The sequence below is a fragment of the Micromonospora sp. CPCC 206060 genome, from assembly GCF_036906895.1.
In the GTDB taxonomy this organism is placed as follows: Bacteria; Actinomycetota; Actinomycetes; order Mycobacteriales; family Micromonosporaceae; genus Micromonospora.
On the sequence record NZ_JBAKHU010000013.1, the window covers coordinates 39,689 to 52,971 of the forward strand.

At 72.3% G+C, this 13,283-nt stretch carries 13 protein-coding genes; 3 read left to right on the plus strand and 10 right to left on the minus strand.

All coding sequences use genetic code 11. The features are described from left to right. Positions 1-33 precede the first annotated feature (33 nt). The 5 genes from V6U90_RS11940 to truB form a co-directional block, all read right to left on the minus strand. Positions 34-1,371: a M16 family metallopeptidase gene (locus tag V6U90_RS11940; protein WP_442933573.1), complete on the minus strand. Its 1,338-nt coding sequence runs from the start codon at positions 1,369-1,371 to the stop codon at positions 34-36. A 149-nt stretch (positions 1,372-1,520) separates the two neighbouring features. Continuing rightward, complete coding sequence (locus tag V6U90_RS11945; RefSeq protein WP_334434531.1) at positions 1,521-3,890, minus strand: polyribonucleotide nucleotidyltransferase; 2,370 nt, start codon at positions 3,888-3,890, stop codon at positions 1,521-1,523. A gap of 228 nt (positions 3,891-4,118) precedes the next feature. Beyond that, on the minus strand, positions 4,119-4,388 hold the full coding sequence (rpsO, locus tag V6U90_RS11950) for a 30S ribosomal protein S15 (protein WP_334434533.1): 270 nt from the start codon (positions 4,386-4,388) through the stop codon (positions 4,119-4,121). Between the two features lie 202 nt (positions 4,389-4,590). Beyond that, positions 4,591-5,532 (minus strand): bifunctional riboflavin kinase/FAD synthetase, encoded by a 942-nt coding sequence (locus tag V6U90_RS11955; RefSeq protein WP_334434535.1) that lies wholly within the window; start codon positions 5,530-5,532, stop codon positions 4,591-4,593. 85 nt (positions 5,533-5,617) lie between these two features. Then, entirely contained in the window at positions 5,618-6,502 is an 885-nt protein-coding gene (gene truB / locus V6U90_RS11960) for a tRNA pseudouridine(55) synthase TruB (protein ID WP_334434536.1), read from the minus strand. Between the two features lie 168 nt (positions 6,503-6,670). On the opposite strand from truB, the gene V6U90_RS11965 reads away from it, so the two are divergent. Both V6U90_RS11965 and V6U90_RS11970 read left to right on the plus strand, forming a co-directional pair. Next, positions 6,671-7,750 (plus strand): hypothetical protein, encoded by a 1,080-nt coding sequence (locus V6U90_RS11965; RefSeq protein WP_334434537.1) that lies wholly within the window; start codon positions 6,671-6,673, stop codon positions 7,748-7,750. Between the two features lie 60 nt (positions 7,751-7,810). Further along, positions 7,811-8,824 (plus strand): hypothetical protein, encoded by a 1,014-nt coding sequence (locus tag V6U90_RS11970; protein ID WP_334434539.1) that lies wholly within the window; start codon positions 7,811-7,813, stop codon positions 8,822-8,824. Between the two features lie 5 nt (positions 8,825-8,829). On the opposite strand, the gene V6U90_RS11975 is transcribed toward V6U90_RS11970, so the two are convergent. Further along, the gene (locus V6U90_RS11975; RefSeq protein WP_334434672.1) at positions 8,830-9,267 is read right to left on the minus strand and encodes a protein-tyrosine phosphatase family protein; all 438 of its coding nucleotides are present in this window, start codon (positions 9,265-9,267) and stop codon (positions 8,830-8,832) included. 46 nt (positions 9,268-9,313) lie between these two features. On the opposite strand from V6U90_RS11975, the gene V6U90_RS11980 reads away from it, so the two are divergent. Further along, complete coding sequence (locus tag V6U90_RS11980; protein WP_334434541.1) at positions 9,314-9,589, plus strand: hypothetical protein; 276 nt, start codon at positions 9,314-9,316, stop codon at positions 9,587-9,589. A 2-nt stretch (positions 9,590-9,591) separates the two neighbouring features. Here the strand turns inward: V6U90_RS11980 and V6U90_RS11985 are convergent, their stop codons facing one another. From V6U90_RS11985 to V6U90_RS12000, 4 genes are all read right to left on the minus strand, one after another. After that, entirely contained in the window at positions 9,592-10,923 is a 1,332-nt protein-coding gene (locus V6U90_RS11985; RefSeq protein WP_334434543.1) for an MATE family efflux transporter, read from the minus strand. A 647-nt stretch (positions 10,924-11,570) separates the two neighbouring features. Further along, positions 11,571-11,780 (minus strand): DUF6186 family protein, encoded by a 210-nt coding sequence (locus V6U90_RS11990; protein ID WP_334434674.1) that lies wholly within the window; start codon positions 11,778-11,780, stop codon positions 11,571-11,573. Then, positions 11,780-12,187, minus strand: coding sequence for a hypothetical protein (locus tag V6U90_RS11995; RefSeq protein WP_334434545.1), 408 nt, complete (start codon positions 12,185-12,187; stop codon positions 11,780-11,782). Before V6U90_RS11995 ends, V6U90_RS11990 begins: the two co-directional genes overlap by 1 nt. Positions 12,188-12,207: 20 nt before the next feature. Further along, entirely contained in the window at positions 12,208-13,260 is a 1,053-nt protein-coding gene (locus V6U90_RS12000; RefSeq protein ID WP_334434676.1) for a DHH family phosphoesterase, read from the minus strand. Between the last annotated feature and the right edge of the window lie 23 nt (positions 13,261-13,283).

A 13,283-nucleotide genomic window follows, 5' to 3' on the forward strand; every position in this document is an offset into this window, starting at 1 on the left:
GCACGACGGTAAGTCGCACCGGTGGTACGACGATCAGTCGCCGGTACCGAAGTCGCCCTCGCCGAACGGCCCGACCACAGCCAACGACATCGGCGCGGCGAGCAACTCGGCGGCGAGGCTGTTCACCTCGTCCGCGTCGACCGCGTCCACCCGGGCCAGCAGCTCGTCCACCGAGAGCAGGTCGCCGTAGAGCAGCTCGCCCTTGGCCAGCCGGCTCATCCGGGAACCGGTGTCCTCCAGGCCCAGCACGAACGACCCCTTGGTCATACCCTTGCCCCGGGCCAGTTCCGCATCGGTCAGGCCGTGCGCGGCCACCTTCGCCAGCTCGGCCCGGGTCAGGTCGAGCACCTCGTCCACCTTGCCCGGCGCGCAGCCGGCGTAGACGGCGAAGAGGCCGGTGTCGGCGTACTGGCTGGCGTAGGAGTAGACCGAGTAGGCCAGCCCGCGCCGCTCACGGATCTCCTGGAACAGCCGGCTGGACATGCCACCGCCGAGCACGTTGTTGAGCACGCCCAGCGCGAAGCGCCGCTCGTCGAGCCGGTCGATCCCCGGGCAGCCGAGGACGACGTGCGCCTGCTCGGTCTCCTTCGGCTCGACCACGGTCGCCGCGGTCCGGATCCGCACGGCCGGGGTGTTCGGTCGGTGTCCGGCCGGCCCGGCCGGCGCGGTGTCCAGCGGGCCACCGGCCAGCGCCCGGCGGACCTGCTTCACCACCGTCGCGTGGTCCAGGTTCCCGGCCGCCGCGATGACAATCGAGGGTGCGGTGTACCGGCGGCGGTAGAAGCTCTGGATCTGCCGCCGGGTCATCGGGGTGACGGTCTCCTCGGTACCGGAGATGAGCCGGCCGAGCGGATGGTCGCCGTAGACGGCGCGGGCGAAGATGTCGTGCACCTCGTCACCGGGCTCGTCGTCATGCATGGCGATCTCTTCGAGGATGACCCCGCGTTCGGTCTCCACGTCCTCCGGATTGAGCACCGAGTCGGCGACCAGGTCGACCATCACGTCGATCGCCAGTGGCAGGTCCTCGTCCAGCACCCGGGCGTAGTAGCAGGTGTACTCCTTGGTGGTGAACGCGTTGGTCTCACCACCGACCGCCTCGATCTCCGAGGAGATGTCCAGCGCGGTCCGCTTGTGGGTGCCCTTGAAGAGCAGGTGCTCCAGGAAGTGTGAGACGCCGGCCTGCGCCCCGGTCTCGTCCCGGGAGCCGACCCCGACCCAGATACCGAACGACACGCTGCGCATCGTCGGGATGGCCTCGGTGAGCACCCGCAGCCCGCTGGGCAGGACGGTACGGCGGACGGTGCCGCCCAGCGGATCGCCACTCAGCGTACGGGTGACCGTCCGTCCCTGGCTGTCGGCGGGACGGAGCACTCCCCGTCGGCCCTGGCGGGACGGCGCACGGTCGGACCGGCTCACAGGTACTCGCTCCTAGCTGGACGAGGGGGTGGGATGGTGCGGGCCCGTGGGCCCCGACCGTTCCGGTCGGGGCCCACGGGCCGTACTACTGGCTGTCCGGATGCTCAGCTGTGCCGGCTGCGACGCCGACGCGGCTCGCCACCGCCCTCGCCGCCACCGTCGCCCCGCTCGCCACGACCCGGTCCGCGCTCGCCACGCTCCCGGTCACCCCGGTCCCGCGGGGCCCGGTCGCCGCGGTCCCGACCGGCCGGCCGCTCGCCGCCCTCGGCCGCGCCCTCGGCTGCCGGGGCCTCCTCGCCCTCCGGGCGCACCTTGTCCAGGTAGATCTTGCCGCGCGCGTCGATGTCGGCGATCTGGACCTCGACCCGGTCACCGACGTTGAGGAAGTCCTCGACCCGCTCGACCCGCTTGCCGTCGCCCACCTTCGAGATGTGCAGCAGGCCGTCGCGGCCCGGCAGCAGCGAGACGAACGCCCCGAACGCGGCGGTCTTGACCACCGTGCCGAGGAACTTGTCGCCCATCTTCGGCAGGGTCGGGTTGGCGATGGCGTTGATCCGCTCCACCGCCGCCTCGGCCGACGGGCCGTTGGTGGCGCCGACGTAGATCGTGCCGTCGTCCTCGATGGAGATCTCGGCGCCGGTCTCGTCCTGGATGGCGTTGATGGTCTGGCCCTTCGGGCCGATCACCATGCCGATCTTGTCAACCGGGATCTTGACGGTGGTGACCCGCGGCGCGTAGTCCGACATGGTGGCCGGGGCCTCGATCGCCGCCTGCATCACGTCCAGGATGGTCTGCCGGGCCTCGTGGGCCTGCTGGAGCGCGGCGGCCAGCACGTCGGACGGGATGCCGTCGAGCTTGGTGTCGAGCTGGAGCGCGGTGACGAACTCCCGGGTACCGGCGACCTTGAAGTCCATGTCACCGAAGGCGTCCTCGGCACCGAGGATGTCGGTCAGCGAGACGTAGTGCGTCTTGCCGTCCACCTCGTCGGAGATGAGGCCCATGGCGATGCCGGCCACCGGCGCCTTGAGCGGCACACCGGCGGAGAGCAGGGCCAGGGTCGACGCGCAGACCGAACCCATCGAGGTCGAGCCGTTCGAGCCGAGCGCCTCGGAGACCTGTCGGATGGCGTACGGGAACTCCTCGCGCGAGGGCAGCACCGGGATCAGGGCCCGCTCGGCGAGCGCGCCGTGACCGATCTCGCGCCGCTTCGGCGCACCGACCCGGCCGGTCTCACCGACCGAGTACGGCGGGAAGTTGTAGTTGTGCATGTACCGCTTGGACTTCTCCGGGGAGAGGGTGTCCAGCGACTGCTCCATGCGGAGCATGTTCAGCGTGGTGACGCCCATGATCTGGGTCTCGCCCCGCTCGAAGATCGCCGAGCCGTGCACCCGGGGCAGGACACCCACCTCGGCGATGAGCGGCCGGATGTCGCGCGGGCCACGGCCGTCGATCCGGACCTGCTCGCGCAGCACCCGGGACCGGACCTCGGACTTGGTCAGCGAGCGGAACGCCGCGCTGACCTCCTTCTCCCGGCCCTCGAAGCGCTCGGCGAGCGTCTCCTGCACCCGGGCCTTGATCCGGTCGAGCGCCTCCTCGCGGTCCGCCTTGCCGGCGATCTTGAGGGCCTCGGCGACCTCACCCCGACCGGTCTCGGCAACCGCGTCGAAGACGTCGTCGTTGTAGTCCAGGAAGACCGGGAACTCGGCGACCGGCTTCGCGGCGACCTCGGCCAGCTCGCTCTGCGCCCGGCACAGCTCGCGGATGGCCGGCTTGGCGGCCTCCAGACCGCTCGCCACGACCTCCTCGGTCGGGGCGGTCGCACCGCCGGCGACCAGCGCCACGGTGTGCTCGGTGGCCTCCGCCTCGACCATCATGATCGCGACGTCGCCGTCCGGCAGGGCCCGACCGGCCACCACCATGTCGAAGGTGGCGCGGGCCAGCTCCTCGTGGGTCGGGAAGGCGACCCACTGGCCGTCGACGTGCGCCATCCGGGTCGCCCCGATCGGGCCGGAGAACGGCAGGCCGGAGAGCTTGGTGGACATCGACGCGGCGTTGATCGCGACCACGTCGTACGGGTGCTGCGGGTCGAGCGCGAGGACGGTCTCGACGACCTGGACCTCGTTACGCAGGCCCTTGACGAACGACGGGCGCAGCGGCCGGTCGATCAGGCGGCAGGTGAGGATGGCGTCCTCGCTGGGCCGGCCCTCGCGGCGGAAGAACGAGCCGGGGATCCGGCCGGCGGCGTACATCCGCTCCTCGACGTCCACGGTCAGCGGGAAGAAGTCGAAGTGCTCCTTCGGCTGCTTGCTCGCGGTGGTCGCGGAGAGGACGACCGTCTCGCCGAGCTGGGCGATGACGGAACCGGCGGCCTGACGGGCCAGCCGGCCGGTGGAAAAGGTGATCTCGCGGGTGCCGAACGACCCGTTGTCGATCACGGCGGTACGGTGCTGGGTGCCGAGCTTGTTCTCGGTCATGAGTGAGTCGCACTCCTTCGATCGGGGGGCCCACGACGCGGGAGAGCTGCTCAGACGGCCGGTCTTCGATCGAAGCGCCCGGGATGGTCGGCACGGGTGCCGGTACTCCCGGGGGCCACTACCGGAGACCGGTGCGCTGACCGGCTTTCCGTCGGGTGGTCGCGCTGGCCCCTGTTGTGGTGGTGACGTGGGAACGGGGGAGCGGCCGTCGGCCACTCCCCCGTCACGTCACCTGCGCAGGCCGAGCCGCTCGATGAGCGACCGGTAGCGGTTGATGTCCTCTTTCTGCATGTAGTTCAGCAGCCGGCGGCGCCGACCGACCAGCAGGAGCAGACCACGACGGCTGTGGTGGTCGTGCTTGTGCACCTTGAGGTGCTCGGTGAGGTCGGCGATCCGCTTGGTCAGCACGGCAACCTGGACCTCGGGCGAACCGGTGTCGCCCTCGACGGTCGCGTACTCCGCGCGGATCTTGGCCTTGGCTTCCTGGTCGAGCGCCATTTTCTCCCTATTTCAGTGGGTTGTCGTTGATGTCCGACATCCTGTCGTTGGACCGGATGCGGACCCGGCCTCGCACCCGCGGCGTCGTGCAGGCACGCGAGGACGGCCGTCGGTAAGTCGACGTCTCCGCCAGATTACCAGCTCTCTCCGGAATCGCCCGACGAAGGGCACCTCAGCGGCCCGATCCGGGCCACCGGAGCCGTCAACCGAGCACCTGGCGGGTCCGCGCCACGTCCTTGTTCATCTGGGCGATCAACGCGTCGATGCTGTCGAAGCGGCACTGTTCCCGCAGGTGCGCGACGAACTCCAGCGCCATCCGCTCACCGTACAGATCGCCGGAGAAGTCCAACGCGTGGGCCTCGACCCGCCGCTCCCGCCCGGAGAAGGTGGGATTGGTGCCGATGGAGATCGCCGCCGCCAACCGCGGCCGATCGCCACCCCGCTCGGCGGAACGCAGCAGCCAACCGGCGTACACCCCGTCGGCCGGTACCGCCGCGTACCGGTGGCAGAGCAGGTTGGCGGTGGGGAAATCCAGCTCCCGGCCGCGCTGGTCGCCCCGGACCACCACGCCCTCCAGCCGGTGCGGCCGACCCAGCGCCGCCGTCGCCGCGCCCACGTCCCCCGCCGCGATGCAGGAGCGGATGTACGTCGAGGAGAAGACCGTGCCGTCCGCGCTGACCAGCGGTGCCCCCTCGACCCCGAAACCGAAGGTCCGCCCCAGCCTCTCCAGCAGGGCCACGTCACCAGCCGCCCGGTGCCCGAACCGGAAGTTGCTCCCGACCATCACGAGCGTGGCGTGCAGGTGCTCGACGAGCACGTCGTGCACGAACGCCTCGGCGGAGAGCCGGGAGAACTCCGGGGTGAAGGGCACCACGCAGAGCCCGTCGACGCCGAGTTCCTCCACCAGTGCGGCCTTGCGGGCCGACTCGGTGAGCACCGCCGGGTGCGAGCCCGGCCGCACCACCTCGGCAGGGTGCGGGTCGAAGGTGACCACCACCGACCGGACGCCCAGTTCCCTGGCCCGTCGTACCGCGTGCGCGATGGTCGCCTGGTGCCCCCGGTGGACCCCGTCGAAGACGCCGATGGTGACCACCGATCGGCCCCACCCGCCCGGTGTCCGGTCGTGACCCCGCCAGCGCTGCATCCGTCCCCTCCCCGTCCGTCGTCCCGACCCGCCGGGACGATCCCTCCGCCGCCAGGTCGGCGGACGGACGTGCTGTGCGTTCCGGTCAGGCCGGGGCGAGCACGATCTCCGCGCGGGCCCGACCGCCCCGCTCGCTGACGATAGCGATCAACGCGCCGGCCGGATCGAAGACGGCGTACGGGCCGGTGATCCCGGCCACCGTCAGTGGTCCGCCGTGGGAGAGCGCCGCCGCCTCGTCGGCGCTGGCGTCCCGGCGCGGGAAGAACCGGGCGGCGGCCGCGGACAGCGGCAGGTTCACCACCTCGGGGGCCCGTTCCTCCAGCTCGGTCAGGGTCGCCGCCTCGGCCAGGGTGAACCCGCCCACGGCGGTCCGCCGCAGCGCGGTGAGATGGCCGCCGACCCCGAGGGCCAGCCCGAGGTCCCGGGCGACGGCCCGGATGTACGTGCCGGAGGAGCAGGTCACGTCCACATCGACGTCGATCACGTCGGGTCCGTCGCGACGGATGGCGAGCACGTCGAGCCGAGAGATGGTCACCCGACGGGACGGCAGCTCGACACTCTCCCCCTCGCGGACCCGCTTGTACGCCCGCTGCCCGTCGATCTTGATGGCGCTGACCGCGCTCGGTACCTGGTCGATCTCGCCGCTCTGGGCCGCGAGGCCGGCCCGGATCGCGTCGTCGGTCACCGTGCCGGCCGGGGTGGTGGCGATCACGTCCCCCTCGGCGTCGTCGGTGACGGTGGCCTGACCGAGCCGGATCGTGGCGGTGTAGCTCTTGCCGGCCCCGATCACGTAGGTCAGCAGCCGGGTGGCCCGGCCGACCCCGATCACCAGTACCCCGGTGGCCATCGGGTCCAGTGTGCCACCGTGCCCCACCCGCCGGGTACGCGCCAGCCGGCGGATCCGCGCCACCACATCGTGCGACGTCATGCCGCCGGGCTTGTCGACCACGATCAGACCGTCAGTGCTCACGCCCGCCAAGCCTGCCAGAACCCGTTTCCCGGGTTCCAATCGGGCAACCGACACGACCCGGAAGTCGGTGGAGGCCGGCACGCGATCGATGCGAGGATCATCGCTGCTTTCCGCGCCGCGCCGACCGCACCCCGCGGCCCCTCCCCGCCCACTGCGCCTCAGGGACACATGAACAGCGACGACGCCACCCCCGACCGGTCCACCGGTACGGATCCGGCCCCCGCCGGTACGACGCGCATCCCCGACACCGCGACCGGCCGCCGGCCCGACGACACCGAGCCGGCGCGACTGGCGGTACCGGACTGGATGCGCCAACCCGAGCAGGAGCATCCGCTGACCGCCACCGAACGGGTGCGGCTCGGCTGGGAGCACCACTTCGGGCGGACCCTGGGGGTGGTCGGCGGCCTGCTCGTCCTGGCCCTGCTCGCCGGGGTCGGCTGGATCGGCTACCGGGTCCGGCAGCACTTCGGGACCGGGCCGACCGCAGTGGCGGCAACGCCCACCGCCGGGCCGGACGGGAGCCCGGCACCCGGCAGCGACGCGGAGCACTGGGCACGCTACCGGGACCGGTGGGCCGGTACCCCGGCCCAGACCTTCCCGTCCGGCGCCGCCGGCATCGTGCTGCCGCCGGCCCACGCGGTCGGCCCGTACACCGCCGCACAGGTACGCGACGGGCTGGCCCTGGTCCGCCGGGCACTGGTCGAGGCGCGGCTCGGTCCCCGGATGCTGGCCGGCGACAACGGGCCGTTCCTCGCGCTGATGGCTCCCGACGCCCGAGCAGACCTGCGCAAGGAGTTCACCAACGCCGTCGCCCTGAACTACGCGACCCGGATCGGCGGCAAGACCCGCTGGGTGCGGACCGAGACTCCCCGGGTCAAGGGGACCGTCACCTACCGGCCCACCGTGGACGAGTACGGCGTCCGCGTGCTGGAAATCACCACCAACTTCGTCTGGGTCTATCCGTTCGACGTACCGGCGACCGATCCCCGGGACGCCCTGGTGGTCATGCACGACAAGGTGGTCTGGCACGTACCGCACCGCAACGACGTACGGACCGGTTCCCGGGGCCTGTGGCTGTGGTCGGCCACCTCCTACGGATACAACGTCGACTGTGCCGCCTTCCGGCGCGGCTTCCTCGACGTCAGTCCGCCGCTGCCACCGGTCGTCACCGGCTCGACGACGACCCAGACGAACCCCGACGTCTACTACGACCCGCAGCACCCGCTGGACTCGAAGGACCGCTGTTGAACCAGAGCGCCACCGCCCCGGTGCCCCACTGCCACCCCCGATGGAGCAAGACCACCCGCGATGAATGACGGACCGCGCACGCCCCCCGGCACCGACGTCCCGACCACAGCGGCAGCACCGGTTCCCGGGCCGGTGGCCGACCGTCATCCGGTACGGCTGCCGGACTGGTTCCGGGACGCCCAGACCGAGAAGCCACTCGATCGGCGGGACCGGCTCCGGGTATGGCTGGCCAACCGCGACCGCAAGGTGGTGGCCACCGTCACCATCGGCCTGTCGGTCCTCCTCCTGGTCACCGCAGGCTGGATGGTCTCACGCGTCAACGCCCTGCCCCGGGCTGCCGAGCCGGAGCCGACCACGACGGTCGTACCGACCAGCGCGGTCGGCTCCACCGGGCGGAAGGTTGACTACTTCGCGGGCACCCCGGCGGCGGCGTACCTCCCGGGGGCCGCCGGCATCACGACGCCGCCGGCCCGGGCCGAGGGCCCGTTCACCGCCGCGCAGGTCCGCGATGCGCTGGCCACGGTTCAGCAGGCCCTGACCGAGGGGCGGCTCGACCGCAGCATGGCGTCCGGGGACATCGAACCCTTCGTCGCGCTCTTCGCCCCGGCCGCCCAGCCGGAGATCCGCGCGGACTTCACCAGCGACGTGTTCCTGAACTACGCGACCCGGATCGTCACGGGTGCCGACCGGCCCCGGGACGGCACCCGGGCGAAGGGTCGGCTCACCTACCGGGCCACCCGGGGCACCGACGGCGTCCGGGTCCTGGAGATCACCACCAACGTCACCTGGGTGTACGCCTTCGAGGTGGTGGAGCCCGCCGGTGGTGCCGGCCTGGTCGCGGTACGCGACGAGGTGGTCTGGCACGTCCCGCACCCGGCGGACGTGCCGGCGCCCTCCCGGGGGCTCTGGTTGGTTTCGGCGCGAGCGGTGCCGAACAACGTCGACTGCGCCGAGTTGAAGCGGGGCTTTCTCGACGTGGCACATCCGTTGGACCTGCACCTGCCCGACCAGAAAGCGCAGGCCGACGCGGTGTACGACCCCGAGCAGCCGCTACCCACGGCGGCGGCCTGTTGACCGGGTCAGTGGACGGCCGGGGAGAACCGGTGGACGTACCGGCTCTGCCAGGGTGTCTCCACGGCATGCGGGCTGTAGTGCCGGCGCACGTAGGCCACCGCCTGGTCCGCCGGCACCCCGTCGAGCACCGCCAGACAGGCCAGCGCCGTACCGGTCCGGCCCCGGCCACCTGCGCAGGCCAGCTCCACCCGGTCGGTACCCGCCCGGTCCAGGGCCTCCCGGAACATCTCCCGCGCCTGCGCCCGGTCGCTCGGCAGCCAGAAGTCGGGCCAGCGCAGCCAGCGGCTCTCCCAGTCGACTGTCGGCGGCTGCTGACCGAGCAGGTACACGGCGAAGGTCGGTGCCGGTCCCGGTGGCAGCGGCCGGCTCAGGCCTCGGCCCCGGACCAGCCGCCCCGACGGCAGGCGAAGCACCCCCGGACCGGTCGGCTCCCACGCATCGATCACCGGACCACCCTATGCCCACGCATACGACGACCGAAGGACGGCGATGGCTGACGGACGTACCCCGCTGCCGGAGTGGCTGCGCAACCCCGAGCCGCCCCGGATGACCGTCGGACGCCGGTTGTCGACGTGGGTCGATGGTCGGCCGCGGCTGCGGGCCGCCCGCCGCGCCTGGTGGGCCCGGCGCAGCCGGACCCGGTGGTCCGAACGCCATCCGGTGCCGGCGGCGATCATCTCGTTCGTCGTCGTCGGGGTGACCGCCTCGGTGCTGGTGGCCGGGGCGCTCTATCTCTTCTTCCTGGCGAAGGAGAGTGGGCGCTGAGTTCAGCGCACCGCGCCGACCACCGCCCAGCGCCCCGACCGTAGCCGCAGCAGCAGCGCCACCAGCCGTACCACGACGAAGAGGGTCAGCCCGGCCCAGATGCCGCCGAGGCCGAGGTCGAACGCGTGGGCCAGCCAGATCGCCGGCAGGAAACCGCCGAGCGCCGCGACGATGGTCAGGTTCCGCAGGTAGCGCACGTCACCGGCACCGATCAGCACCCCGTCCAGGGCGAAGACCACGCCGGCCAGTGGTTGCATCGCGACGAACCATGGCCAGGCGACCAGCGCCTGGTCGCGTACCTCGGCATCGGAGCTGAACCACCCCGGGACCACGCCGGCCCCGGCGGCGATGAGCAGCGCGAACCCGATGCCGCAGAGCCCGCCGAGCAGCGCGGTCCGGCGGGCCAGCGCCCGTGCCCACGTGTCGTCACCCGCGCCCAGCGCGGCACCGACCAGCGACTGGGCGGCGATGGCCAGGGCGTCGAGGGCCAGCGCGGTGAAGAACCACAGTTGCAGGGCGATCTGGTGGGCCCCGACGGCGGCGGCGCCGAACCGGGCCGCGACCGCGGTCGCGGAGAGGAAGCTGGCCTGGAACGCGACGCCCCGGATGAGCAGGTCCCGGCTGAGTACCAGTTGCGCGACGATCAGCCCCGGTAGCGGCCGCAGCGGCACCCGTTCGCTGATCAGGGCACCGACGAAGAGCAGCCCGGAGATGGTCTGGGCGATCGCGTTGGCGACCGCAGAGCCGACCAGGCCCAACCCGGCGGGATAGACCAGCAACGGGCAGAGCAGTGCGGAGAGCAGATTGGGTCCGAGTACGAACAGCAGCGGGCGGCGGGTGTCCTGGACGCCGCGCAGCCAGCCGTTGCCGGCTGCCGCGAGCAGCAGGCCGGGGGCGCCGAGCGCCGCGATCCGCAGCCACTGCGCGGCGGCGTCGGCCACCTCGGATCCCGGGCCGGCCAGGGTACGCGTCAACGGCCCGGCCACGACCTGGAGGGTGAGCGCGATGAGCAGGCCGACGGTGAGGGCGAGCCAGGACGACTGCACGCCCTCGGTGACCGCGGCACCCCGGTCGCCGGCGCCGAACCGGCGGGCGGCCCGCCCCGTCGTGCCGTACGCGACGACGGTGCCCAGCCAGGCGGCGAGGGTCATCACCTGACCGCCGATGGCGAGGGCGGCCAGCGGCACCCGGCCGAGATGTCCGACCACGGCGGTGTCCACCAGCACGTACAGCGGCTCGGCGGCGAGCACCACCAGCGCGGGCAGGGCGAGCGCGGCGATGCGACGGCCGGTGGCGGCCACCGGCGGGTGCGTGGATACGGGCGGCGACGTCACGTCGACGATCCTGGCAGTACGCCGTAAGGATCGCAATGCGTCATGCCACTTACGGCCCAGCTACCCGGACCGACCGAGCCTTCAGGCGTGGACGGTCGACGGGGCCGGTGGCACCCCGAGCGCGGTACGCCCCGATGTCACCGGACGACCGGCGAGGTCACTGGCGGCGGTCCATCGAGGTCTGCAGGGCGCGACGGGCCTGCTCGCGGGCCTCGTCGGTGGTCTTGTTCTCAGGCTTGGGCATGGTGGCCACGGCAGGGGTCCTTCCAGGGTGCGAGCCGCCGTGTGGCGGCCCGTCTCGGGTCGTTGCGGAAACGCCCTCGCAGACCCTCCGGGATCGCCGGAGCAGCCGGCCGGGCAGCGCGCGCCCGGGTCGGTTGACCCTGGTGGTGGCCGGGGTCCGGGTGAGGCCCCACCACCGATGGCCGACACCGCAATCAGACGTCGACCTGCCCACCCAAGCTATCGTTCAGGTCCACATCGTGCCCATCCTTCCCGTCATATGGACAGGCCGGGCCCAGGTCCGGGTGGTCCCCCAGACCCGCAGTAGGGATCCGCCCCACCGGGCCAGGCACCGGCCGACCGGGCGGTCCAGCAGACGGGTCAGGGCGGGGTCCAACGGGCGACCCAGCGCGGCGCAGGGCAACTCAGCGGGCAAAGAAGTGCCAGCCGAGCCACCACCAGAAGCCGAACACCCCGATCCGGCCGACCGGAACCGGACCGACCTCGTAGCGCATGACGTAGGCACAGAGATCACCGAGCGTGGGGATCCGCGACCCCTCCCGGCGGGCCGCCCACTCGACCACCGCGAAAAGCGCCAGGGCCGTCAGGAAGCCACCGATGGCCAGGGACCGCATCATCGGCGCACCAGTCCCCAGAACGCGGAGAGCCAGGCGAAGTAGGCCGCCGAACGGACCAGGGGGTCCTCCAGCAACGGATCCGCCAACCGGGAGAAGGTCGGGAAGTCGTCGGAGGATCCGAGCACGAAGGTGCCCCCCTCGAAGATGCCGAAGAGCACCGCCGGCAGCATCCACCAGACCACCCCCCGGGGCAACCGGTCCGGGGCCGGCCGGCGGGCCAGCCGGTTGCCGAGGCCCAGCCAGATCAGCGCCCCGCCGGTGCCGAGGGTGTAGAGGTTGGCCTGCGCCGAGAAGGACGGCAACTGGCCGCCGACCAGGGAGAGACAGATCAGTACGGGCACCGAGACGACCGGCCGGTCCCAACTCCGGGGCACCTCGGCAGCAATCTCACGATGCTGCTCCATCCCGCCATGATGCCCGGCGATCACGCCCTGCCGGAAGGCCGACACCCTTCGGAGTCATCGCTGATCACCGCGCCGTCGAGCTGCTCGCGGATCCGGTCCACCACCTCGTCGGCGGTGCCGTGGCCGGTGAAACCCGCAGCGAACCGGTGCCCGCCGCCGCCGAGGGCAACCGCGACCCTGCTCACGTCCACCCTGCCCTTGCTGCGCATGGAGACCGCCCACTCCCCCGGCGCGACCTGTTTGACGACACAGCTCACGTCCGCCTCGGCGGCGCACCGCACCGAGTCGATCAGTGGTTCGAGCACGTACGGGCGCTGGTCGTGGCGGGCCAGGTCGTCCAGGGTCGCATAGGTCCAGACCAGTCCCAGACCGGCCGCCGAAGCCGGCTCCAGGCGGGCCCGCCCCAGCACGTCGCCGTAGAGCCGGACCGCACCGAACGGCCGGGTGTCGAAGATCCGGCGCGAGATCACCCCCGGGTCGATCCCGGTGGCCAAGAGTCGGGCCGCCATCAGGTGCACCGCCGGAGTGGTCGCCGCGAAGCGGAACGAACCGGTGTCCGTGGCGAGGGCGACATAGAAGCACTCCGCGATGGCCGCGTCGAGGGGTACCCCCAGCCGGTCGAGCAGTTCCTCGGCCACCACCGAGGTCGCCGCCGCCGCCGGGTCCACCACGGGCACCGCGCCGAACCGGGTGTTGGAGGCGTGGTGGTCGAGCACCACGCTGGTGCCGGCGGTGTCCAACCGGTCGAGCAGCTCACCCAGTCGGGACTCGCTGGCCGCGTCGAAGCAGATCACCAGATCCGGGGCCGGGTACACCCGGTCCGCCGGGACCAGCAGCTCCGCCCCGGGCAGACCCCGCAACGGCTCGGGTACCTCCGGCGGCCCGGGGAAGGTGGCCTGCAACCGGCGTATCCCCAGCCGGCGCAGGCCCAGCCCGAAGCCGAGCATGCTGCCCAGCGCGTCACCGTCCGGGTTGACGTGACAGATCAGCAGAACCTCGGGATCCTCGGGGAGGTCACGGACCGCCGCCACGGCGGCGGCCCAGTCGGCCTCGGTGGGGCCGGCCACCGGCACCGGCCCGTCAGCGAGCGCGGTGC

Coding starts and splice junctions, on each gene's coding strand:
- V6U90_RS11945 (WP_334434531.1), bottom strand. CDS start 3,890: ATGACCGAGAACAAGCTCGGCACCCAGCACCGTACCGCCGTGATCGAC.
- rpsO (WP_334434533.1), bottom strand. CDS start 4,388: ATGGCGCTCGACCAGGAAGCCAAGGCCAAGATCCGCGCGGAGTACGCG.
- V6U90_RS11955 (WP_334434535.1), bottom strand. CDS start 5,532: ATGCAGCGCTGGCGGGGTCACGACCGGACACCGGGCGGGTGGGGCCGA.
- V6U90_RS11965 (WP_334434537.1), top strand. CDS start 6,671: ATGAACAGCGACGACGCCACCCCCGACCGGTCCACCGGTACGGATCCG.
- V6U90_RS11970 (WP_334434539.1), top strand. CDS start 7,811: ATGAATGACGGACCGCGCACGCCCCCCGGCACCGACGTCCCGACCACA.
- V6U90_RS11980 (WP_334434541.1), top strand. CDS start 9,314: ATGGCTGACGGACGTACCCCGCTGCCGGAGTGGCTGCGCAACCCCGAG.
- V6U90_RS11990 (WP_334434674.1), bottom strand. CDS start 11,780: ATGCGGTCCCTGGCCATCGGTGGCTTCCTGACGGCCCTGGCGCTTTTC.
- V6U90_RS11995 (WP_334434545.1), bottom strand. CDS start 12,187: ATGGAGCAGCATCGTGAGATTGCTGCCGAGGTGCCCCGGAGTTGGGAC.